Genomic DNA, 19,448 nt, shown 5'->3' with positions numbered 1-19,448 from the left:
CTAACGCGGGGGTACGCAGAAAGCGCGGTCCGGATTGAGGACCGGTCCGCGTGAGCACAAGCTGAAACTGAGGTTCAGCCTGACGACGCGGTCACGGTGAAGGTTCGAGTCCTTCCCCCGGCACCACGGGCCGGGGTAGCCCAACACGGCAGAGGCACCCGCGATCACACTCAGACTCTCGCTCAAGCTTCAGCATCGCCGCCGATCGCCGGATCAAGCGGGGACGGACGACCGCCGTCGGATGCGAGTTCGACTCTCGCCTGCGCCTCTACCCTGGCGCGGTAGTTCAAAGGAAGAACACGACGGCCTGACGACTGATCCGCCCTCTTAAACGCCACCGGCGTGCGCAATTGGGTGGCATCCCCAGGGGCCCGGGAGCTGGATACGACTCCCGGGCCCCGCCACGTGTGCGCATCCGCGCAGGCCCCCGCATCCGCGCAGGCCCTCGCACCCGTGCGGGTGCCCCGAGCAGCACGCGCACGCCCGTCTGGAGGACCTCAGACGCAGCTGTGCAGCGTGCCGGACACCTTGTGGAGGCTGGCCCGCGAGAACCAGCCCATGGTCTGGGTGCCCTCCAGTCGCCCGTAGACCCAGGTGTAGCCGGAGGACGGGTTGTGCATCTCGCACCAGGCGTAGAAGCCCTGGCCCGCAGTGACCACGGTGACGTTCGAGCAGCCGGCGCCGATACCCGTCTTGAGGCCGAAGGTCCCGGTGACGGTGTAGTAGGCGTCGGAGTTGTTGGTCGTGTCGGTGAAGTCCCAGCAGTCAGCTGCCAGGGAGCTGCTGCCATGCGGTGCGTGCGCGCTGGCGGACGTGGCCGGCACGACGGCGAGGGAGGCCAACAGCAGTCCTGCGGTGGCGAGCTTGTGGGCGATCTTCATTGTCTCTCCGTTCGGGAATGCATTGCCGTTGTCTTTCCTGCTGGTGGTGACGAGTTCGCTCGAAGCCGCACGGCGGATCCACCGGATCGTGCCGTGCTGGTGGGCTTCTCAACGGAATGACCGTAAATTACGGTGTCAGCCGAGAGTCGCCAGAATGCGTCACCCCATTCGCCGTTCCGCGCCTGATCACGCCGGATTCCGTATCCATCCGTCCGTACGGTGCAGAGTGAGTAGCGGGGCACGGGGGGACGTCACGTGATTCCAGAGCGCCGGGGGGGGCGTTGGAATGGGCAGCACGAAAGCCGTTTTCACGAGCGCGGAGAGTATGCAGGTCGCGGTTTCTTCGATCATGGTGCCGTTACAGCTCACACCGCGCGTCGACGTGCCTTTTGAAACGCATGTCAGGTCGGCGCAGGCAGGAGAGGTACTGGTCACCCATATCCACGGCGCGCAGGGGCGGGTCGACCGGCGAAATAGGCTGATCACCTCGACCGATCCCGACCTTTTCAAGGTCACGCTGCACCGTCGCGGGACGGTGCTCGTGGAACAGGACGGCCGCCGGCATCAGGCGGGCCCCGGTGAGCTGGTGTTCTTCGACACCACCCGGCCCTATGGGGCCCGGTATGACGATCCGTGCGACATCGTGGTCCTCACGATGCCGTGGACGTTACTGGGTCCACGGGCGAAAGCGCTCGGCCGCCTGACGGCCACCCCGGTCCCCGGCGACAGCGGAATTCGGGCCATAGTGAGCGCGTTCTTCACCGGACTCGGCGATCAGCTGGCCGATCTGCCGGGCCCCTCCGGTGTCCGGTTCGGCGACGCCCTAACGTCACTGCTCGTCGCCGCCCTCACCGAGACCAGCCCCGAACGCGTTGACGCGCCCGTCGGACTGACCGATCGGATCGCCGCGTACGCACTGGCCAACCTCGCCGATCCGAGACTGTGTGTGGAATCCGTGGCGCGCCGTTTCGGAATCTCACCCCGCACGCTGCACCGGCTCTTCGCGGATCGGGACTGCACCTTCACCGTCTGGCTCCGAGAGGAACGACTCCGCAGGATCCGCCGTGACCTGTTGGATCCTGCCCTCGCCCGGCGCACCGTCGCCGCCATCGCAGCCGGCTGGGGCCTGCACGACCCAGGCCACCTCAGCCGTGCGTTCAGGTCGCGCTTCGGCCACAGCCCCGCGGAGATCCGACGCCTCAGGCAAGGCCGGCCGGAGTCCGCCGCCGAGCGCTCCGTCAGACACTCGACCTGACCCCGGGCCGCGGCACCGCTTCCGCGCACGTCACCGCTTCTGCGCACGTCGACGGCACACCGCGGGCGGCGACCGCGCAGGTCGACGCCGGTCGCCGGCACGACGTGCCTGACGCTGCGGTGCGCCTCCGGGCCTTCCGTTGTCGGCGGTCTTGAGGTCTTCGGTGACGGAGGCTACGGCGGCCATGGGTTGGCGTACGAGTTCGCGGACCGGGAACCGGCGGTCAGGAACGGGCATCTCCCTGCCGCCCCCTGAACCGCCTGGACACCTTTGAGCGCGAGCTGCACCACGCCGAGGTCCACACCCTGCGGGCCGATGGGGAGCGTCCGTACGAGAACCCTTACGGGCGTCCGTAGGAGGACCCGTACGAGAACGGCTACGGGGAGAGCCACTCGCTGAGCGTCCGGCTGCATGTGATGGCGGACGGCCACGTGGAGGCGTTCGTCAGCCGTGTGATCCGCCCGGAGAACCGGTTCGACCAGCGCGCCCACCGCTACCTGCTGGACCCGGACCGCCTCCCCGCCGACCCCGGAGACGCCCAGCTCGGTCCGGCCGACCCGACCCAGGCCGGTGACCCCGAGGAGGCGGTGCGGCTGCTGTGGCGGCTGCTGGAGTTGCGTGCCGGGGCGTTCGGCTGGGAAGAGGGCCGGCTCACCGCCTTCGGCGACGTGCTGCCCGCGCCGCTCGACGACGACGAGTTCGAGGAGCTGGAGCAGGAGATCGGGGTGCCACTGCCGGACGACCTGCGGGCTCTCTACCGCGTGGCGGACGGTGACGACTCGCTCGGCCTGCTCGACCGGCATCCGTGGTTCGAACTGGCGGAGGTCGTCGAGCTGCACCACGACCGGGAGTGGGAGGTACCCCCACTCGCCGCACCTGACGCCGCCGGGCCGCCCTTCGGGCAACGACGGGAGTTTGACGACAGGACCTAGTGCCGCCGCCGCGGCGCCGGCCGGTTCGGTGTGGTGACGGTCGGGTCGTTGTGCAGGTCGACCATCGTGCGTACGTAGGGCGGCAGCCAGCTCTCCGACGACGAGGCGTTCCGGGAGAGGTGTTCCAGGACCTGGGTGGGGGTCGGACGGCGTGTGGGATCAGGGTCCAGGCACCGTTTGACGATCTCCTGGAGGAACGCCGGCATGAGGCCGAGCGCCCTCTCAAGGGGCTCGCCGTCCGCGAACGGCGCCGCTCCGGCGGCATGGCAGAGCACCATGCCGAAGGCGTACAGGTCCGTTGCGGGGGTGACCCCCGCGCCGGTGAACTGCTCGGGGGCGAGGAAACCCTGCGTGCCGACGACGTGGTGGGTGCGGGTGAGTGCGGTGCTGTCGACGGCACGGGCGATGCCGAAGTCGATGACGCGCGGTCCCGCGCCGGAGATGATGATGTTGCTGGGTTTGAGGTCGCGGTGGATGATGCCGCGCCCGTGGATGCCCTCCAGCGCCTCGGCGACACCCGCGGCGAGGGTGTGCAGGGTCCGGACGGGCAGGGCGCCGTGCTGCCTGAGGACGTCGTGCAGTGCGGGCCCCGGGATGTACTCGGTGGCCAGCCAGGGCGGGTCGCCGGAGGGGTCCGCGTCGACCACGGGTGCGGTGTGGAACCCGCCGACGAGCCGGGCGGCTTCGATTTCGCGGGTGAACCGCTGCCGGAACGTGGCGTCGGCGGCCAACTCCGCCTGGACGACCTTGACCGCGACCAGGCGTTCCCCCGGGGACCGGCCGAGGTAGACCGTGCCCATCCCGCCCTGGCCCAGTCGAGCCGTCAGCTGGTAGCGGCCGATGCGACGCGGGTCGTCCTTCCGCAGGGGCTCGTGAACGGGTTGCGCGTCCGCCGCGGCGCGCGGCGTCGGCACGCGCTGCCCTGCATGGCGCCCGCCACCGCCCACACTGTGGTCGCCCCCGTCGCCGTCGCCGTCGCCGTCGAGGATGGCGGCCACGGCACGTTCCGTCTCCGCCTTCAGCAGCGCGGCCTGCTTCTCGCCCTCGGCCCGGAGGATCGCGGACTGCCGGACACCTGCGGCGTCCCGGACGGAGGCCGGCGGCTCGATCCCCTTCACATGGACACGGTTGATCCGGATCCCCCACCTGCCGGTGGCCTCGTCGAGATTCCCGTGCAGGGCCGCGCTGATCTCTTCGCGGGAGGCGAGGGTTCGTACCAGGTCCATTCCGCCGACGACGTTCCGCATCGTGACGAGGACGAGCTGCTCGATGGCCTGGATGTAGTTGGCGACCTCGTAGGTCACGGCTCGTGCGTCGGTGACCTGCACGTAGACGACCGTGTCGATGTCGACGAGCAGGTTCTCCTCGGTGGCCACCGGCTGCGGTGGGAACGCCACGACCTGTTCCCGCAGGTCGATGCGGTTGCGGACGGAGTCGACGAACGGGACGAGGATGTGGAAACCGGAGTGGAGCGTGCGGATGTAGCGCCCGAAGCGCTCCACGATGGCCGAGCTGGCCTGCGGGACGACATGGATCGACTTGAAAAGGAGGAGGACGGCAAGCACTCCCAGGACGATCAGGACGACGAGCGACACGCTTATCCCGAATCCGCCCCCGCTCGAGTCCACGCCTCCCTGCGCCCCCAATGCCCCCAACGCCCCCAACGCCTGTGGAATAAGCACGCCGGAAGTCTTTCAGATCCACCTCTGGCACAGGTGCCGTCCGGTCGATCAGGCGCCGCAGGCGATCGGTTCCGGCTCCGGTTCCGGTTCCGGTTCTGGCTCCGGTCCCGGTCGCGGTCCTGGTTCCGGCTCAGCGCGGCGCCGCCCGCCGCTCCGGCCGGTCTTCCAGCGCCCCGCGGTCCCAACTCCCCGCGTCGGCGGCGGCCTCGTAGCTGCTCTGGCAGAAGTCCAGCAGGGCACGGTTCGGGTCCGCGGCCGTGCGCACCGCCTGGTACGGGAGCAGGAACTCGCCCGCGTCGCGGCTGTAGCCGGCGGCGGCCGGGGACACCGAGTGCCGTGCGTAGCCCTCGGGCTCGGGGTAGGCGTACGAGTAGAAGGTGCCCTCGGCCGAGCCGCCGGGCCAGAAGCCGCAGCTGGACAGCTCGTGGGAGTAGGCCTCGACCATGACCCAGTCGCCGACGTTGGGGGCGCCGCCGGGATGGCGGGGTGCCGTGCGCCCGGAGAACCGGGTGACCGCGAGGTCCATCGCGCCCCAGAAGAAGTGCACGGGACTGACCTTGCCGATGAACCGGGACCTGAACTCGTGCAGGACCCGGTCCGCGTCACTGAGCTGCAACCAGAAACGGTAAGCGTGCTCCGGGTCGTAGGAGGCGTGCTCGGTGTCCTCGGCGAAGGGGATCGCGTGCTCGATCTCGACCGGGTGCGGCCACAGCGGGACGTCGATGCCGAGCGAGTCGAGCGCGTCCATGGTCTCCCGGTAGAAGGTGGCGACGGGCTTCGGCTCCAGGGCCACCTGGCGGTGTTCGCCGGTGCTGCACCGCAGGTACAGCTGGTGATCATGGAAGTCGAATTCCAGTTCGAAACTATGGTCGCCGTAGGGGATCGCCGAGGTGGTCAGGCCGCGTGTGGACACGTACAGCGGCACCTGCCACCAGTGATTGGTCATCGGCGCCAGCGCCAGCCGGACCTTTCCCACGATCTGGGTCCACATGTGCAGGGTGTCGCGAGTGTCGGCCCACTCGTCGAGCGGAAGGGTCGGCCACTCCTCGACGCCTTGCATGGCGGGCTGCCGGGTGTCGGTCATCCTGGGCCTCCGCGTCGCATTCGCACGTCCACGCCGTGCGCCTTATGTCGCCTTTGCTCCCCTTGTTCCGCGTTTCCGTTTGCGACCTTTCCATTCATCCCCGCGCATCGCGCCCGCCGGAACGAGGAACGACGCCAGAGGACGCCGCCCGAGCGGGGCGCCAGAGGGGCGCCAGAGCGGGGGCTTCGCTCCGGCGCCGGGGTGGCGACGGTCGGTCGCGGCACCTCGACCGCCTGGGATGATCCAGTCATGGAAGACAAAAGCTCCGAAAACGCCCATCGGGGCGTCGGGGGAGCCACCGACCGGGACGCCGCCCGCCGTCCCGGAGCCACGGCAGAGGCCTCCACCGGGCCCGGGTCCTTCGCCGCCCCCGGCACCGTCCGCCTGGCCAGCCGCACCGGCCGCTGGCTGATCGTGACGACCGTGCTCGGCTCCAGCATGGCGCTGCTGGACTCGACGGTCGTCAATGTCGCGCTGCCACACATCGGTCGGGACCTGAACGCGCGGTTCGGGGCGCTCCAGTGGACCGTCAACGCCTACACGGTGACCCTGGCCGGGCTGATCCTGCTGGGCGGGGCGCTCGGGGACCGCATGGGGCGGCGCAGGATCTTCGTGGTCGGGGTGGTGTGGTTCGCCATCGGGTCGCTGCTGTGCGGGCTGAGCCCGAACATCACGGTGCTGGTGCTCTCCCGCGCCCTCCAGGGCATCGGCGGTGCCCTGCTCACCCCGGGCTCGCTCGCCCTGATCCAGGCCAGCTTCCATCCGGACGACCGGGCGCGGTCGGTGGGGCTGTGGTCCGGGTTCGGCGGGGTGGGCGCGGCGATCGGGCCGTTCGTCGGCGGCTGGCTGGTGGACGGGCCGGGCTGGCGCTGGGTGTTCTGGCTGAACGTGCCGTTCGCGCTGATCTGCGTGCCGATCGCCCTGCGCCATGTACCGGAGTCACGCGACCCGACGGCGCACCGGCGGCGCTTCGACGTGCTCGGCGCGCTACTCTGCGCGCTGGCGCTCACGCTGGTGACGTATGCGCTGATCGCGGGGCAGGTGTGGGCCGGGGTCGGCGGCGTGGTCGCCGGGGTGGCGTTCATCCTGGTGGAACGGCGCAGCCCGGACCCGATGCTGCCGCTGTCGATCTTCCGCTCCCGGCTGTTCACCTCGGTCAACCTGGTGACGGTCTGCGTGTACGCCGCCTTCGGCGGGTTCTTCTTCCTGGTCGCCCTGCAACTCCAGGTGGTGGCGGGCTACTCCGCGCTGGCCGCCGGGCTCGCGCTGCTGCCGACCACCGTGCTGATGCTGCTGTTCTCCGCGAAGTCCGGCGAGCTGGGCGAGCGCATCGGGCCGCGTATCCCGCTCACCGTGGGGCCGCTGATCTGCGCCGTCGCGCTGCTGATGATGCTGCGCATCGGCCGGCACGCCGCCTACTTCGCCGACGTGCTGCCGGGGCTGCTGGTGATGGGCCTCGGCCTGGTGGCCCTGGTGGCCCCGCTGACCGCGACGGTCCTGTCGTCCGTCGACACCGCACGGGCCGGTATCGCCAGCGGCATCAACAACGCGGTGGCCCGCGCGGCCGGCCTGCTCGCGGTGGCCGCCCTGCCGCTGATCGCGGGGGCGAGCCCGGAGGCGTACCGGTCGGCCGACAAGTTCGACAGCGTCTTCCGCCGGGCCATGCCGGTCTGTGCGGGAATCCTGGTGGTGGGGTCGTTGATCGCGGCGTGGCGGGTGCGGGCACCGGGACCGCCTGCTGCGGCCGAGCCCGGTGTGCCGGTGGAGGCGGAGGCCCGGGTCAGGCCGCAGTGCCGGCACACCTGCCCGGTGGGGGCGCCCCCGCTGGAGGGACACGACGTGTGGCGGGCGCGGAACGGGCAGGCGGAGGTGGGCGAGGCGCGCGGCGGAACGTGATGCGGCCGCCGGCCGGGCCCGGGGGCGCGTTCGGGGGGCGCGTCGTCTCCGGTGCGCCTCCTCGAGCGGGCCTCCCCGCGCGCACCACCGTCAGGCGCGCAGCGCGCGCACCGTCTGGTTCCTGTTCTCCTCGGTGCCGCCCGCCGCCAGGAACACCGTCGAGTCGTCGGCGGCGAGCGCGGTCACCTCGCCGTCGGTCTCGCCCTTCCACAGGGCCGTGCCCTTCGCGGGGTCGAGTGCCGCCACGGTGGCGCGGTCGTCGGCCATGCCGCTCGAGTACAGCACGCCGTCGAACGGTCCCCACGTCTCCCCGAGACCGGAGTCCACGAGCCAGCTCTCACGTCCGGTACGGGCGTCGACGGCGGTGAGGTAGTAGCCGACGAGGTAGATGTGCCGGCCATCGGCCGCCAGGGACCGTTCATTGGTCTCCCCGCCCTTGGAGTACCGCCAGCCGACCTTCCCGGTGACCGTGTCGATGCCGTAGACCGGCTGGTCGGCGCCGCTGTTGACGGCGAAGACGGTACCGGCCAGGGCGCCGGGGAGGCGGCGGCCCAGCTCGTTCTCCTTGCGCAGGTCGAACCGCCAGCGGTGCTCGCCGCTCCCGGTCGACAACCCGTGCACGGAGAGGCCGACGGTGACGACCACCGTGTCGGCGGAGGCCGCCAGGGTCCCCCGGTCCGGGACGCCCGCCGCCGCGGACGCATGGGTGACGGGCAGCCGGCGGCTCCACCGCCGGCTCCCGTCGGCGGCGGCCCGTGCGGTGACGGTGACGTGGTCGGACTCCTCGCCGGCGACGTCGGCGGTGGCGGTCAGGACGAGGTCGCCGATGGCCGTGACGCGGCCCGCCGAGTCCCCCGGCACGGACCACAGGAGGGTGCCCTTGGCCGGGTCGACGCCCACGACGCGTTCCTTGCCGGCGGCGAACAGCCCGTGCGCGGAGTGCGCCAGGTCGCTGAACGAGCCGTCGTGCGCCCAGCGCTGCTTTCCCGTCTTCGCGTCCAGGGCGAGGCAGGGGCCCGCGTCGAGGACGACGGCGACCGCGCCGCCGGCCGCCCGCATGCCGGCCACGGGGTTGCCGTGCAGGTCGTGGCTCCACCGCGTCCGTTCGTCCAGGGCGTTCGCCTTGTCGTCCTGGCGCAGCAGGTACGGCACGCCGACGGCACCTGCGCCGGCGAGCAGCACGGCGGCGCCCGCCCCGACGAGCAGGCCGCGACGGCTCGGCCCGGCGGGCTCGGGCACCGGCGCCGTCGCGGTGGCCGGGCGGTCCGGCACCGTGGGCGGGGCGGTGCCGGGGCGCCCGGACACGGCCTCCGGCCCGCCGGGTGCGGTGGTCGCGGGGCGTCCGGATGGGGCGGTGCCTGCGCTGCCTGCGCTGCCTGCGCTGCCTGCGCTGCCTGCGCTGCCTGCGCTGCCAGGGTGCGCGGACGCGACGGTCGCCGACCTGGTTGCCGACCGCCCCGATCCGGGCGGTGGCGTCGCCACGGGCGCCGTCACGGTGGGCAGCAGCTCGGTCAGCAACCGGTCGGCCGCGGCGCGGGTGGGGTCGCGGTGGTCCGGGCCACCGGGTGCGGCGGGCACACCGGTACCGGCGCCGCCGCGGAAGGCGTCGGCGGGGTCGTCGCCGGACGGGGGCAGGTCGGTGAGCAGGTGCGTGAGCAGTGCCGCCGCGGTGGGCCGGGCGGCCGGGTCCTTGGCCAGGCAGACCTCGACGACGGGGCGCAGCGGACCGGCCAGCCCGGTCAGGTCCGGCTCGTCGTCCAGGACGGCGGTGACGATCTCCGCGATGTCGCCGGTCCCGAACGGCGGACGGCCGGTCGCCGCACAGGCCAGGGTGGCGGCCCAGGCGAACAGGTCGGCGGCCGGGCCGACCTCCGAGCCGCCCAGCTGCTCGGGTGCCATGTAGGCAGGTGTGCCGATCACCTGGCTGGTGAGCGTCACCGTGGCGTCCAGGAGACGGGCGATGCCGAAGTCGACCACCCGCGGGCCCTCGGGCGACAGCAGGACGTTGGCCGGCTTGAAGTCCCGGTGCACGATCCCCGCGTGGTGGATGGCCGCCAGCGCGGTCAGCGTGCCGATCGCCAGCCGCTCCAGCCCACCGCCCGACTGCGGGCCGTGCCGGGTGAGATGGTCGTGGAGTGACGGGCCGTCGATGAACTCGCTGACGATGTACGGCACGTCGCCGTCGAGATCGGCGGCGAGCACCCGGGCCGTGCAGAACCCGGCGACCCGGCGGGCGGCCTCGGCCTCCCTGATGAACCGGGCGCGGGCCTTGGGATCGGCGCCGAAGCGGGCGTGCAGCACCTTGACGGCCACCCGCTCGCCGTCGGTCCCCGCGGCCAGGAACACGCTGCCCTGACCGCCCGAGCCCAACCTGCCCAGCACCCGACGGCCCGCGAGCCACTGCGGATCGCCGGACCCGAGCGGTGCGACGGAGGGCGTGGTGTGTGCGGTCATGTCCCCGTTCCTCGCGTGCACGTGGTGCAGTCGGTGAGGTAGCGCACGACGTCGCGGGCCGCGGCCTCGGCAGCGGCGCGCGCGGTCGACTCGGACACGGCGGAGCCGTGGTGTGCGGCGTCGTACCGGGTGGCGTCGTACTCCACCGTGATCGCGGCGTTGCCCCAGCGCCCCTCGAGCTTCACCGTCATCACGTCGGACGTGTCGCTGTCCTTGCCGACGATGGAGTAGGCGAACGCCTCGTCGCCGATCCCCCGCACCGTGACCGGGGTGCCGTCGACGACCGGGTACGAGCCCTGGCCCGGGGTCCTGGCGTTCTTGCGCGCGCTGTCCAGTCTCTCGCGCTGGGCGTCCGCCGCCCGGTCCACGCCGTCGGGCGCGCCGCCGTCGCCCAGTTCGTCGGCCACCTCCTGCGACACGTCGTGGTCCACGCTCACGGAGACGTTCAGCGTGCCCCGGATCCGGGGCTGGCCCTGCGAACCCCACTCGCACCCGGTGCTGTCGTAGAACAGGGTCTTCTTGCTCTCGATCGCATCGTCGTCGCCGAGGCGGACCTTGGCGTCGGGCACCCACTTCCCCAAGGTGGCCGCGGACACCATGTCGCAGCCGTGCGCCACGGTGGCGAACTTCTTCGGCTCGTCAGCGAACAGCCACACGGCGCCGAGTGCCACGCCGGCGCCCACCACCAGGGCGGTCACCAGTGCGGTGCCGGCGAGCAACAGCCGTTGCCGCCGGGTCCCGTCGGTCCAGCGGCGGCGCAGCCGGCCGGGCACCGGCCGGCGGGTCCCGGCCTCGGCTCCGTGCGCCGGTGCGCCGGCCGTCGGCCCGCCGGCCGCCGGTGCGCCGGTCGCCGCCGGTGCGCCGGTCGCCGCCGGTGCGCCGGCCGGCCGCGGCACGGCGGTCAGGGTGGCCGCTGCGGCGTGCGGGTCGGGCGGCGCCGGGTCGACGACGGTCAGCGGAGGGCGTGCGGGCGGGGTGGTGTGCGCCCCGGGCGTCGTCGCCTGCGCGGCGCCGGCTTGCCCGGCGTCAGCTTGCCCGGCGTCAGCTTGCCCGGCGTCGACTTGTCCGGTGGGGACGGTGGCGCCGGTGGGACCGACCAGCCGGTCGAGCACCTGCCGGGCGGTGGGCCGGGCGGCCGGGTCCTTGGCCAGGCACTCCGCGACCAGATCGCGCAGCGGCCGTGGCACCCCGGACAGGTCGGGTTCCGCGCGCAGGATGCGCCCGATCACCGCCGGCACCGCGTCACTGCCGAACGCGGGCGTGCCGACGGCCGCGTAGACCATCGTGACGCCCCACGCGAACAGGTCGGCCGGCGGTCCGACGGGGCCGCGGCGGAGTTGCTCGGGCGCCATGTAGGAGGGGGTGCCCACGGAGTGCGCCGTGCGCGTGACCGGGTCGGCGCCGTCCGAGAGCCGGGCGATCCCGAAGTCGATCACCCGCGGACCGTCGGGGCCCAGCAACACGTTGCCCGGCTTGAAGTCACGGTGCACGATCCCGGCCTGATGGATCGCGACCAGCGCCGCCGCGGTACCGACGGCCAGCCGCTCCAGCGAGCCGTCCGAGCGGGGGCCGTCCGTGGCGACCGCCGACTGGAGCGACGGCCCGTCGACGTACTCGGTCACCACGTACGGGCGGTCGCCCACCACGTCGGCGTCCAGCACCCGTGCGGTACTGAACCTGGCCACCCGCTGCGCCGCCGCGACCTCCCGCAGGAAGCGCGCCCGCGCCGCCTCGTCCCCCGCGAGCCGGGCGTGCAGCAGTTTGACGGCGACGCGTTCACCGGACGGGCGCAAGCCGAGGAAGACGCTGCCCTGACCGCCCTCGCCGATCCTGCCCGTCAGCCGGTACCCGCCGACCGCCTCGGGATCCTCCGCCCGTAAAGCGGTGACCTTCGGCATAGCGTTCCCCCCCCCAACGCCCTCGCTCGCCACCGTGCGCTCGGCACAGCATGCCGGCACGGCTTCGTGCCGGGCACAGCCTACTGAGCGCCGGAACACCGGTCGGAGCCAGCCGTCGACGCCCCGGGACGGCGGGAGCGGCCCCGCTCCCGCGCGGTCGGTCAGACGAGGCCGTTCATCGCCGGTCGGGCCTGCTGGGGAGGCGAATAGCATGGGCTGCGTAGTTTCCGCGAACGTTTCTGCGAACGGCTGGAGTCCGCACCCATGACAGAGCGCAAGCCCATCGAATCGTGGCTCACCGACATGGATGGGGTGCTGATGCGCGAGGGCGTCCCGGTGCCCGGGGCCGACGCCTTCGTCAAGCGGCTCCGCGAGTCGGAACGGCCCTTCCTGGTGCTCACGAACAACTCCATCTACACGGCGCGTGATCTGCACGCACGGCTGAACCGCATCGGACTCGACGTACCGGTCGAGAACATCTGGACCTCGGCGCTGGCCACCGCCGACTTCCTGGACAAGCAGCACCCCGGCGGCACCGCCTACGTCATCGGCGAGGCCGGCATGACCACGGCGCTGCACGACGTGGGCTACGTGATGACCGACGCCGAACCGGACTTCGTGGTCCTGGGCGAGACCCGTACCTACTCCTTCGAGGCGCTGACGAAGGCGATCCGGCTGATCAGCGGCGGTGCGCGGTTCATCGCCACCAACCCGGACAACACCGGCCCGTCGAACGAGGGGCCGCTGCCCGCCACCGGTTCCGTCGCCGCGCTGATCACCAAGGCGACCGGCCGGGAGCCGTACTTCATCGGCAAGCCGAACCCCCTGATGATGCGCAGCGCGCTGAACACCATCGGAGCGCACTCCGAGAGCTCCGCCATGATCGGCGACCGCATGGACACGGACGTGCTGGCCGGTCTGGAGGCCGGGATGGAGACGTTCCTCGTCCTCACCGGGTTGACCACCAGGGACGACGTCGACCGCTACCCGTTCCGGCCCACCCACGTCAAGGAATCCATCGCGGACATCGTCGAGCTCATCTGACGCCGCTCACACCCCCAACCGCACGGCCTCGTCCCGACGGCACGACCCCAACCCGACGGCACGACCCCGCCCGACGGCACGGTCCCGCTCCGGCGGCCGCGTTCACGAGCCGGCGACGACCTCGAACCGGTACCGGGCCGACTCGCCCACCCAGTCCCCGTCGTCGCCGTGCCGCTGGACGACCGCCGCCACGGCCGTCACGTCGGTGGGCTCGGTGCCGGCGGCCAGCTCCAGCCGCACCCGCACGGTGACCGTGGCACCCGGCCGCAGCGCGAATCCGGCGAAGGCGACGGACGCGGGGGGCGGGGGCGCCGGCGGACCGGACGCCGCCGGGCTCGGGCCCGAGGGCCCGGGGCCACCGGGGTCCACCGCGCCGAAAGGGGCCACGTTCTCGTCCCGATCGGTGTGCGTCACCGGCACCGCGCGCCACCGCGTCCCGTCGTGGAACTCCAACCGCACCTGCTCGGCACGGAGCGCCCGCGCCCCGTCGACCAGGACGACGACCGGGTGGATGTTCCGGCAGACGGCCGACGTGCGGTTCACCAGGTCGATGGCCCAGGTGCGGAACGGGCCACCCGCCTCGTAGGTGTCGGCTCCGCCATGGATCCGGGCGTCGACCGGGAAGCCCTTCGCCTGTCCTCCGGCCCGTGCGCAGGAGGCCAGCCGTGGTGCAGCGGGTCGCGCCGGGGCGGCACCGTGCGGGCCCCCGGCGTCCGGCGCCAGCAGCACCGACACGACGCTGATCGCGGCGAGCACGGCGGCACCGACGGCGACGGCGAGGCCCCGGCGCTGCCGTGCCGACAGCCGTGGCGGAAGCGCGGGGTGCCGCCCGGACGACCGGCGCGCGGGCCCCGGCGCGCGGTGCGGAGGCAGCCGTGCGGGCCCTCCCGACGGCGCTCGCGGATCCGTGTTCACCTGCTGGGCCTGGCCTTCGCTGGAGGCTGGGAGCGGACTCCCCTGGCCCCACGCTCCTCCGCTCCCGGCGGCGCCGCGCGTGGGGTGCGTCCGTTCGGCGGTGCGGGCGGCACCCTCCGCCGAGGTCGTGACACCCCCGCCCCGCTCCGCGTCCCACCACCTGTTTAAGTGGGGGACATGGCACGTACCGACTCCGGCTCTCCGCTGCGCGTCGCCCTCGTGGGCTACGGTCTCGCGGGCTCCGTCTTCCACGCCCCGCTGATCGCCGCCACCGACGGCCTCGTCCTCGACACGATCGTCACGACCAGCCCGGAGCGGCGCCAGCAGGCCCGCGCGGAATTCCCCGACGTGCGCTTCGCCGACTCGGTCGACGATCTCTTCGCCCGCGCGGACGAACTCGACCTGGCCGTGATCGCGTCCCCGAACCGGACCCATGTCACGCACGCCACCGCCGCGCTCCGGGCCGGCCTGAACGTCGTCGTGGACAAGCCGCTCGCCGCCACCGCCGCCGAGGCCCGCGAGCTGGCCGCGTTCGCCGAGCAGCGCGGGCTGCTGCTCTCGGTCTTCCAGAACCGTCGCTGGGACGGCGACTTCCGCACCGTCCAGAGCCTGATCGCCGACGGTGCCCTGGGCGACGTGTGGCGCTTCGAGTCCCGTTTCGAACGCTGGCGGCCCGAGCCCAAGGGCGGCTGGCGCGAGTCCGGCGACCCCGAAGACATCGGAGGTCTGCTCTACGATCTGGGCAGCCATCTCGTCGACCAGGCGCTGGTGCTGTTCGGGCCCGTGGCGCGGGTGTACGCGGAGTCGCAGGCACGGCGGCCGTGGGCGGAGGCCGACGACGACACGTTCATCGCGCTGACCCATGTGAACGGCGTCCGTTCCCAGCTGTTCGCTTCGTCCACGACCGCACAGCTCGGCCCGCGGTTCCGGGTGCTCGGGTCACGCGCGGGCTACGTCAAGTTCGGACTCGACCCCCAGGAGGACGCCCTGCGGGCGGGCCGGCGCCCCGCCGCGGCCGGCCTCGCCGCGGCGTCCGACACCTCGTCCGACACCTCGTCCGACGCCACGTCCGACGCCACGTCCGACCTCCCCGGCTGGGGCACGGAACCCGAGTCCCAGTGGGGTTACGTCGGCTCGCCCGGCTCCCTCCTGACGGACCCGGGCCGCCCGTACCCCACGCTCCCCGGCGCATACCCCGAGTACTACGCCCTGCTCGCCGCCGCGCTCCGCACCGGCGCGCCCAATCCGGTACCGCCGCTGGAGGCGGCGGCCGCGCTGGAGGTGCTCCAGGCGGCCCGCCGCTCGGCCGAGACGAACACGGTCGTCGAACTGCCGACGCGGGAGTGACGGCCGAGCCGCCACTCCTGTCTCCTAGGTCCTGTCGTCAAACTCCCGTCTGCCCGGCGGCGTCATGCACGCACTCTCGCCGCACCGGGCACAAGCCCACGTACTCCCCCACTGCCTGAACGGCGTGGGAGGTGCCCCCATGCGTACGCGGACTCGCGCCCGGCACTCCCCCAAGCTCTTCGAGCAGGGGGGACCCCCAGAGCACGCACCTGACGCCGCCGGGCCGCCCTTCGGGCAACGACGGGAGTTTGACGACAGGGCCTAGGCCTGGCCGAACACCTGCCGCTGCCGTCCGAGGCCGCCGATCTCCAGCTCCACCACGTCACCGGCGCGCAGGTACGGCTTCGGCTCCGGCTGGCCCATCGCCACGCCCGCCGGGGTTCCGGTGTTGATGACGTCGCCGGGGTACAGCGTCATGTACTGGCTGACGTACCGCACGATCTCGGCGACCGGGAAGATCTGGTCCGCGGTGCTGCCGTCCTGCTTCAGCGCTCCGTTGACCCAGGTCCTCAGCGCCAGCGCCTGCGGGTCGGGCACCTCGTCGGCCGTCACGAACCACGGGCCGAGCGGGTTGAACGTCTCGCAGTTCTTGCCCTTGTCCCAGGTCCCGCCGCGCTCGATCTGGAACTCGCGCTCGGAGACGTCGTTGGACACCGCATAACCGGCGATGTGCGCGAGTGCCTCCTCGTGGGACGGAAGGTAGCGGGCCGTACGACCGATGACGATCGCCAGTTCCACCTCCCAGTCGGTCTTCTTGGAGCCACGCGGCACCAGCACGGTGTCGTTCGGGCCGACGACGGTGTCCGCGGCCTTGAAGAAGATCACCGGTTCCGCGGGCGGCTCGGCGCCCGTCTCGGCAGCGTGGTCGTGGTAGTTCAGACCGATGCACACGACCTTGCCGATGCCGGTCAGCGGCGCCCCGATCCGCACCTCCGCGTCCGCGTCGCCGGCCGCGAGCACCGGCAGCCCACCGCCGTCGGCGGCGGCCCGGACGCGTGCCAGCCCGCCGTCCTCGGCGAGCAGCGCGGCGCTGATGTCCGGAACGACCCCGGACAGATCGCGCAGGGTGCCGTCGGCGTCGACGAGCGCCGGACGCTCCTCGCCCACCGCACCGACACGCAGCAACTTCATGATCTTCTCCTCGCTTCGATTCCCCCGGCGATCCGATGTTTGGCCGATCCTCCAAGGTGGACGTCCCCCTCCGCAATACCCCGCCCACGGGCTGGAACGTCCGCCCGGCGCCCGGCGCCCGGCCTCACGTCGCACGCGGCGCCGACGCGGCGGCCGTACCGTCCGCCGCGTCGGGCGTGTCCCGGTACAGCAGGGCCCGTTCCGCCGCCGTCCAGGTGCTGCTGGTGACCACGTACAGCGCGGCGGCGAGCGGTACCACGGCCACCGTGACCAGGGTCAGGTATCCGGTGAGCGGCATGAACTTCGTCACCGCGGCCAGACCGGGGGTGCCGGACTGCGGCGCCGGCACCGTCGTGCCCGCGCCGTCCGCCGCCATGGTGCGGCGCGCCCGGCGGTAGGTGAACGTCGCCACCGCGGCGACGATCGCGAACAGCACGACGTACACCAGACCCCATGTCCCGAACGGACCCGAGTCGCCCAGCGCGTCGGTCCAGCGTGCGCCGAGCGGCGCGGTGAGGAGCCGGTGGCTCAGCAGGGCGTTGGCCTCGCCGTCGATGCTGGTCCGCGAGAACAGCTGGTAGAGCAGGAGGAACGCCGGGATCTGGAGCAGGCTCGGCAGGCAGCCGGCGAGCGGCGACACCCGTTCCTTCGCGTACAGCTCCAGCATGTCCCGCTGGAGCCGCTCGGGGTTGCGACGGTGGACCTTGCGCAGCTCGGCGATCCGCGGCGCCAGGGCGGCCTTGGCCCGCTGGCCACGGGCGGCGGCCCGGGCCAGCGGATGCACCAGGAGCCGTATCAAGGCGGTGAACAGGACGATCGCGACCGCGGTCGCGGACGAGCCGGACAGCGGCTCCAGAAGGTCGGCAAGGTGCCCGACCAGGCCGGCGAAGCCGGCGAGGACGGTGGCGAAGACGGACATGAGCGCAGCCCCTCCCTGGGGTTCCCCTTCGGGCTCGCGGCAGGTGACCCGAAGGACACGGCGGCACGAACAACGCGAAGGGCACGGGTGACATGGGTGACACAGGTGACATGGGTGACACGAGTGACAGGTGATGCACCGGTGTGACGGCTGCGCACGGGGCTGGACGTCCTGCTGGACGTCGGTGAGTTGGGCGCGAAGGAGACCGGGCGCGGTCCGGGGTGGACCGGGTGCGGTCCCGGGCGCGGCCCGGGGCGTATCCGTGGGGGCACCTTGAGGGACCCACCCACGCGCTCAGGGCAGTGGGGGGAGCCCTTCAGGCAGTGGACAGCGGGAAAGCGCCCTTACGCGGCCGTCAGGAAGAGGCGGCCTGGCGCTCGCGGCCGGGGGCGCCCGGCGGCGTCGGGATCGCGCTGCGGAAGGAAGGCGGTGCGCTGTTCACGGTCGCGTATGGCGGTGCGTACCAGGGCCTGCGGCACGACCGGGGCGCAGCGTGCGGTCAGCACGACGCACAGGGCGAGCGCCGAACCGGCCGCTGCGGTGGCGGCAAGCGCCACGGCGACCTGGAGGGCACCGGAGTCGGCCCACGCGACCAGGACGGTCTCGGCGAGCAGGAACAGCAGCAGCGCGGCGGGGCGCAGCAGCGAACGCGCCGCGATCTGGGAACGCACCAGCGTCCGCAGCGTCCACGTCATGCCGGCTCCCCCTTTCGCCACTCGCCGCTCGCCACCGGTCGCACGAGACGTCCGGTCACCGTACTCCTGAGGACGGGCTCGGTCGTCATGCTCACGGTGGAGATCGCGGTCCCGTCGAGAAGCCCCGGGGGGTCGGGACCGGCCGAGTCGCATGGCACCCGCACCCCTCGCAGATTCCCCACACCCCCGTTCAGGCAAAGCCGCACCCATCCGGCAGTACGGTTTCCCCATGCGCCCCGACATGCCTGCCGACGACCACGCCGATCGCATCGACCCCAGCGACCACATCGACCACATCGCCGAAGCCGAACGCCTGGAGCGCACCGCCGGGCTCTACCCCGAAGACACCGAGCGCCTGCTGCTCCAGGCCGGCGCCCATCTGGAACTGGCCGGCGCCCGTGACCGCGCCACGGCCCTCTACGACCGGCTGCTCTCCCCCGAAGCGCCGGCCGAGCTGGAACAGCCCCAGCTGGTGAAGGCGCTCAAGGCGGCCAACCTGTGGGAGTACGGCCACGAGGCCGAGGCCCGCGCCATCATCGAGGGGGTACGGGCCGCCGCGCCCAGCAACCCCGCACCGTGGGTGATCGTCGCCGAGGCCCTGGAGGCCCACGACGAACTCGATGCGGCCCACGAGACGTTCACGCAGGCCGTGGCCCTGCTGGTGGAGGCGGCCGATGCATCGCCCGTCCCCGAGACCCACCCGCTCCTCTTCGGCCGCCACCGCGTCCGGCGCATGCTGGGCGCCGACCACGACGCCTGGGACCTGCTCGCCGACGAGCTGCACACCGCGCCCGTCTCCCTGGACGAGCTCCACGACCCCAAACGCATCTGGGCGCTCGGCTCCGACAACCCGGCGGAACTCCGCGCCGAGATCTCCCGCCTGCGCGCCGAGCTCGGCGCCTTCCGCGCGGCGCTCTCCCGCCCCTTCCCGGTGGCCGTCCTGCACTGGCCCGAGGACGAACTCCACGAACTCGTCACGGCGTACCCGACCCTCGCCGCCGAGTACCCCTCCCACCAGGAGCACCTGGCGACCATAGAGTCCTCCCTGCGCGAGCTCGCCGCCTCGGGCACCCCGAACCTGGGCATCGTCTCCGCGACGGTCCCTTCCTACGAGGCCTTCGCCGCCTCGGAGTCCTCCACCCCGGCGGACACCTCCCTCCTCCCCCAGTACGCCACCACCCTCGCGGCCCGCGGGTTGGCGGTGGCGTGGCCGCCGGCGGAGGGGGACGGGTGCTGGTGCGGGTCGGGTGAGACGTACGGGGGGTGCCACGGGGCCCGTTGATCCGGGAGCCGGGTGCAGAGGAGTGGTGATGCT

General features: G+C 72.7%; 14 protein-coding genes and 2 pseudogenes. 6 read left to right on the top strand and 10 right to left on the bottom strand.

What is annotated here, in order from left to right:
* Nucleotides 1–497 precede the first annotated feature (497 nt).
* Nucleotides 498–881 carry a hypothetical protein gene (locus NQO67_RS28320; RefSeq protein ID WP_255953116.1) on the bottom strand — a complete coding sequence of 128 codons (384 nt, stop codon included), beginning with the start codon at nucleotides 879–881 and terminating at the stop codon, nucleotides 498–500.
* Between the two features lie 286 nt (nucleotides 882–1,167).
* On the opposite strand from NQO67_RS28320, the gene NQO67_RS28315 reads away from it, so the two are divergent.
* On the top strand, nucleotides 1,168–2,136 hold the full coding sequence (locus NQO67_RS28315) for an AraC-like ligand-binding domain-containing protein (RefSeq protein ID WP_308295709.1): 969 nt from the start codon (nucleotides 1,168–1,170) through the stop codon (nucleotides 2,134–2,136).
* A gap of 416 nt (nucleotides 2,137–2,552) precedes the next feature.
* Complete coding sequence (locus tag NQO67_RS28310) at nucleotides 2,553–3,068, top strand: SMI1/KNR4 family protein (protein ID WP_255953114.1); 516 nt, start codon at nucleotides 2,553–2,555, stop codon at nucleotides 3,066–3,068.
* Here the strand turns inward: NQO67_RS28310 and NQO67_RS28305 are convergent.
* The 3 genes and pseudogenes from NQO67_RS28305 to NQO67_RS28295 form a co-directional block, all read right to left on the bottom strand.
* Nucleotides 3,065–3,889, bottom strand: a pseudogene (locus tag NQO67_RS28305) (serine/threonine-protein kinase); the annotation flags it as partial. The gene NQO67_RS28310 and the pseudogene NQO67_RS28305 sit on opposite strands and share 4 nt — an antisense overlap.
* Before the next feature lie 165 nt (nucleotides 3,890–4,054).
* Nucleotides 4,055–4,669, bottom strand: a pseudogene (locus NQO67_RS28300) (SPFH domain-containing protein); the annotation flags it as partial.
* A gap of 211 nt (nucleotides 4,670–4,880) precedes the next feature.
* Entirely contained in the window at nucleotides 4,881–5,834 is a 954-nt protein-coding gene (locus NQO67_RS28295; RefSeq protein WP_255953113.1) for a DUF5996 family protein, read from the bottom strand.
* Nucleotides 5,835–6,083: 249 nt separating this feature from the next.
* On the opposite strand from NQO67_RS28295, the gene NQO67_RS28290 reads away from it, so the two are divergent.
* Nucleotides 6,084–7,730, top strand: a complete 1,647-nt coding sequence (locus tag NQO67_RS28290) for an MFS transporter (protein ID WP_255953112.1) — start codon at nucleotides 6,084–6,086, stop codon at nucleotides 7,728–7,730.
* A gap of 90 nt (nucleotides 7,731–7,820) precedes the next feature.
* On the opposite strand, the gene NQO67_RS28285 is transcribed toward NQO67_RS28290, so the two are convergent.
* Together NQO67_RS28285 and NQO67_RS28280 are read right to left on the bottom strand one after the other, a co-directional pair.
* Nucleotides 7,821–10,184 carry a serine/threonine-protein kinase gene (locus NQO67_RS28285; protein WP_255953111.1) on the bottom strand — a complete coding sequence of 788 codons (2,364 nt, stop codon included), beginning with the start codon at nucleotides 10,182–10,184 and terminating at the stop codon, nucleotides 7,821–7,823.
* On the bottom strand, nucleotides 10,181–12,082 hold the full coding sequence (locus NQO67_RS28280; RefSeq protein ID WP_255953110.1) for a serine/threonine-protein kinase: 1,902 nt from the start codon (nucleotides 12,080–12,082) through the stop codon (nucleotides 10,181–10,183). Before NQO67_RS28280 ends, NQO67_RS28285 begins: the two co-directional genes overlap by 4 nt.
* Before the next feature lie 264 nt (nucleotides 12,083–12,346).
* Between NQO67_RS28280 and NQO67_RS28275 the strand changes: the two genes are divergently transcribed.
* The gene (locus NQO67_RS28275; RefSeq protein WP_255953109.1) at nucleotides 12,347–13,126 is read left to right on the top strand and encodes an HAD-IIA family hydrolase; all 780 of its coding nucleotides are present in this window, start codon (nucleotides 12,347–12,349) and stop codon (nucleotides 13,124–13,126) included.
* Nucleotides 13,127–13,228: 102 nt separating this feature from the next.
* Here NQO67_RS28275 and NQO67_RS28270 read toward each other — a convergent pair whose 3' ends face one another.
* Entirely contained in the window at nucleotides 13,229–14,041 is an 813-nt protein-coding gene (locus tag NQO67_RS28270) for a hypothetical protein (protein ID WP_255953108.1), read from the bottom strand.
* Nucleotides 14,042–14,218: 177 nt separating this feature from the next.
* Here NQO67_RS28270 and NQO67_RS28265 point away from each other — a divergent pair, with 177 nt between their 5' ends.
* Nucleotides 14,219–15,388, top strand: coding sequence for a Gfo/Idh/MocA family protein (locus tag NQO67_RS28265; protein WP_255953107.1), 1,170 nt, complete (start codon nucleotides 14,219–14,221; stop codon nucleotides 15,386–15,388).
* A gap of 261 nt (nucleotides 15,389–15,649) precedes the next feature.
* Here NQO67_RS28265 and NQO67_RS28260 read toward each other — a convergent pair whose 3' ends face one another.
* From NQO67_RS28260 to NQO67_RS28250, 3 genes are all read right to left on the bottom strand, one after another.
* On the bottom strand, nucleotides 15,650–16,519 hold the full coding sequence (locus NQO67_RS28260) for a fumarylacetoacetate hydrolase family protein (protein WP_255953106.1): 870 nt from the start codon (nucleotides 16,517–16,519) through the stop codon (nucleotides 15,650–15,652).
* Nucleotides 16,520–16,643: 124 nt separating this feature from the next.
* Nucleotides 16,644–17,438: a YidC/Oxa1 family membrane protein insertase gene (locus NQO67_RS28255; protein ID WP_255953105.1), complete on the bottom strand. Its 795-nt coding sequence runs from the start codon at nucleotides 17,436–17,438 to the stop codon at nucleotides 16,644–16,646.
* Nucleotides 17,439–17,782: 344 nt separating this feature from the next.
* Complete coding sequence (locus NQO67_RS28250) at nucleotides 17,783–18,133, bottom strand: DUF6412 domain-containing protein (protein ID WP_255953104.1); 351 nt, start codon at nucleotides 18,131–18,133, stop codon at nucleotides 17,783–17,785.
* Between the two features lie 229 nt (nucleotides 18,134–18,362).
* On the opposite strand from NQO67_RS28250, the gene NQO67_RS28245 reads away from it, so the two are divergent.
* Nucleotides 18,363–19,415, top strand: coding sequence for an SEC-C domain-containing protein (locus NQO67_RS28245; protein WP_255953103.1), 1,053 nt, complete (start codon nucleotides 18,363–18,365; stop codon nucleotides 19,413–19,415).
* Nucleotides 19,416–19,448: the final 33 nt, after the last annotated feature.

Origin of the sequence: Streptomyces odontomachi (assembly GCF_024435355.1) — a bacterium.
Taxonomy (GTDB): Bacteria; Actinomycetota; Actinomycetes; order Streptomycetales; family Streptomycetaceae; genus Streptomyces; species Streptomyces odontomachi.
The sequence above is the reverse complement of the archived record's forward strand: the minus strand, read 5'-3'. Positions and strand labels throughout refer to the sequence as shown.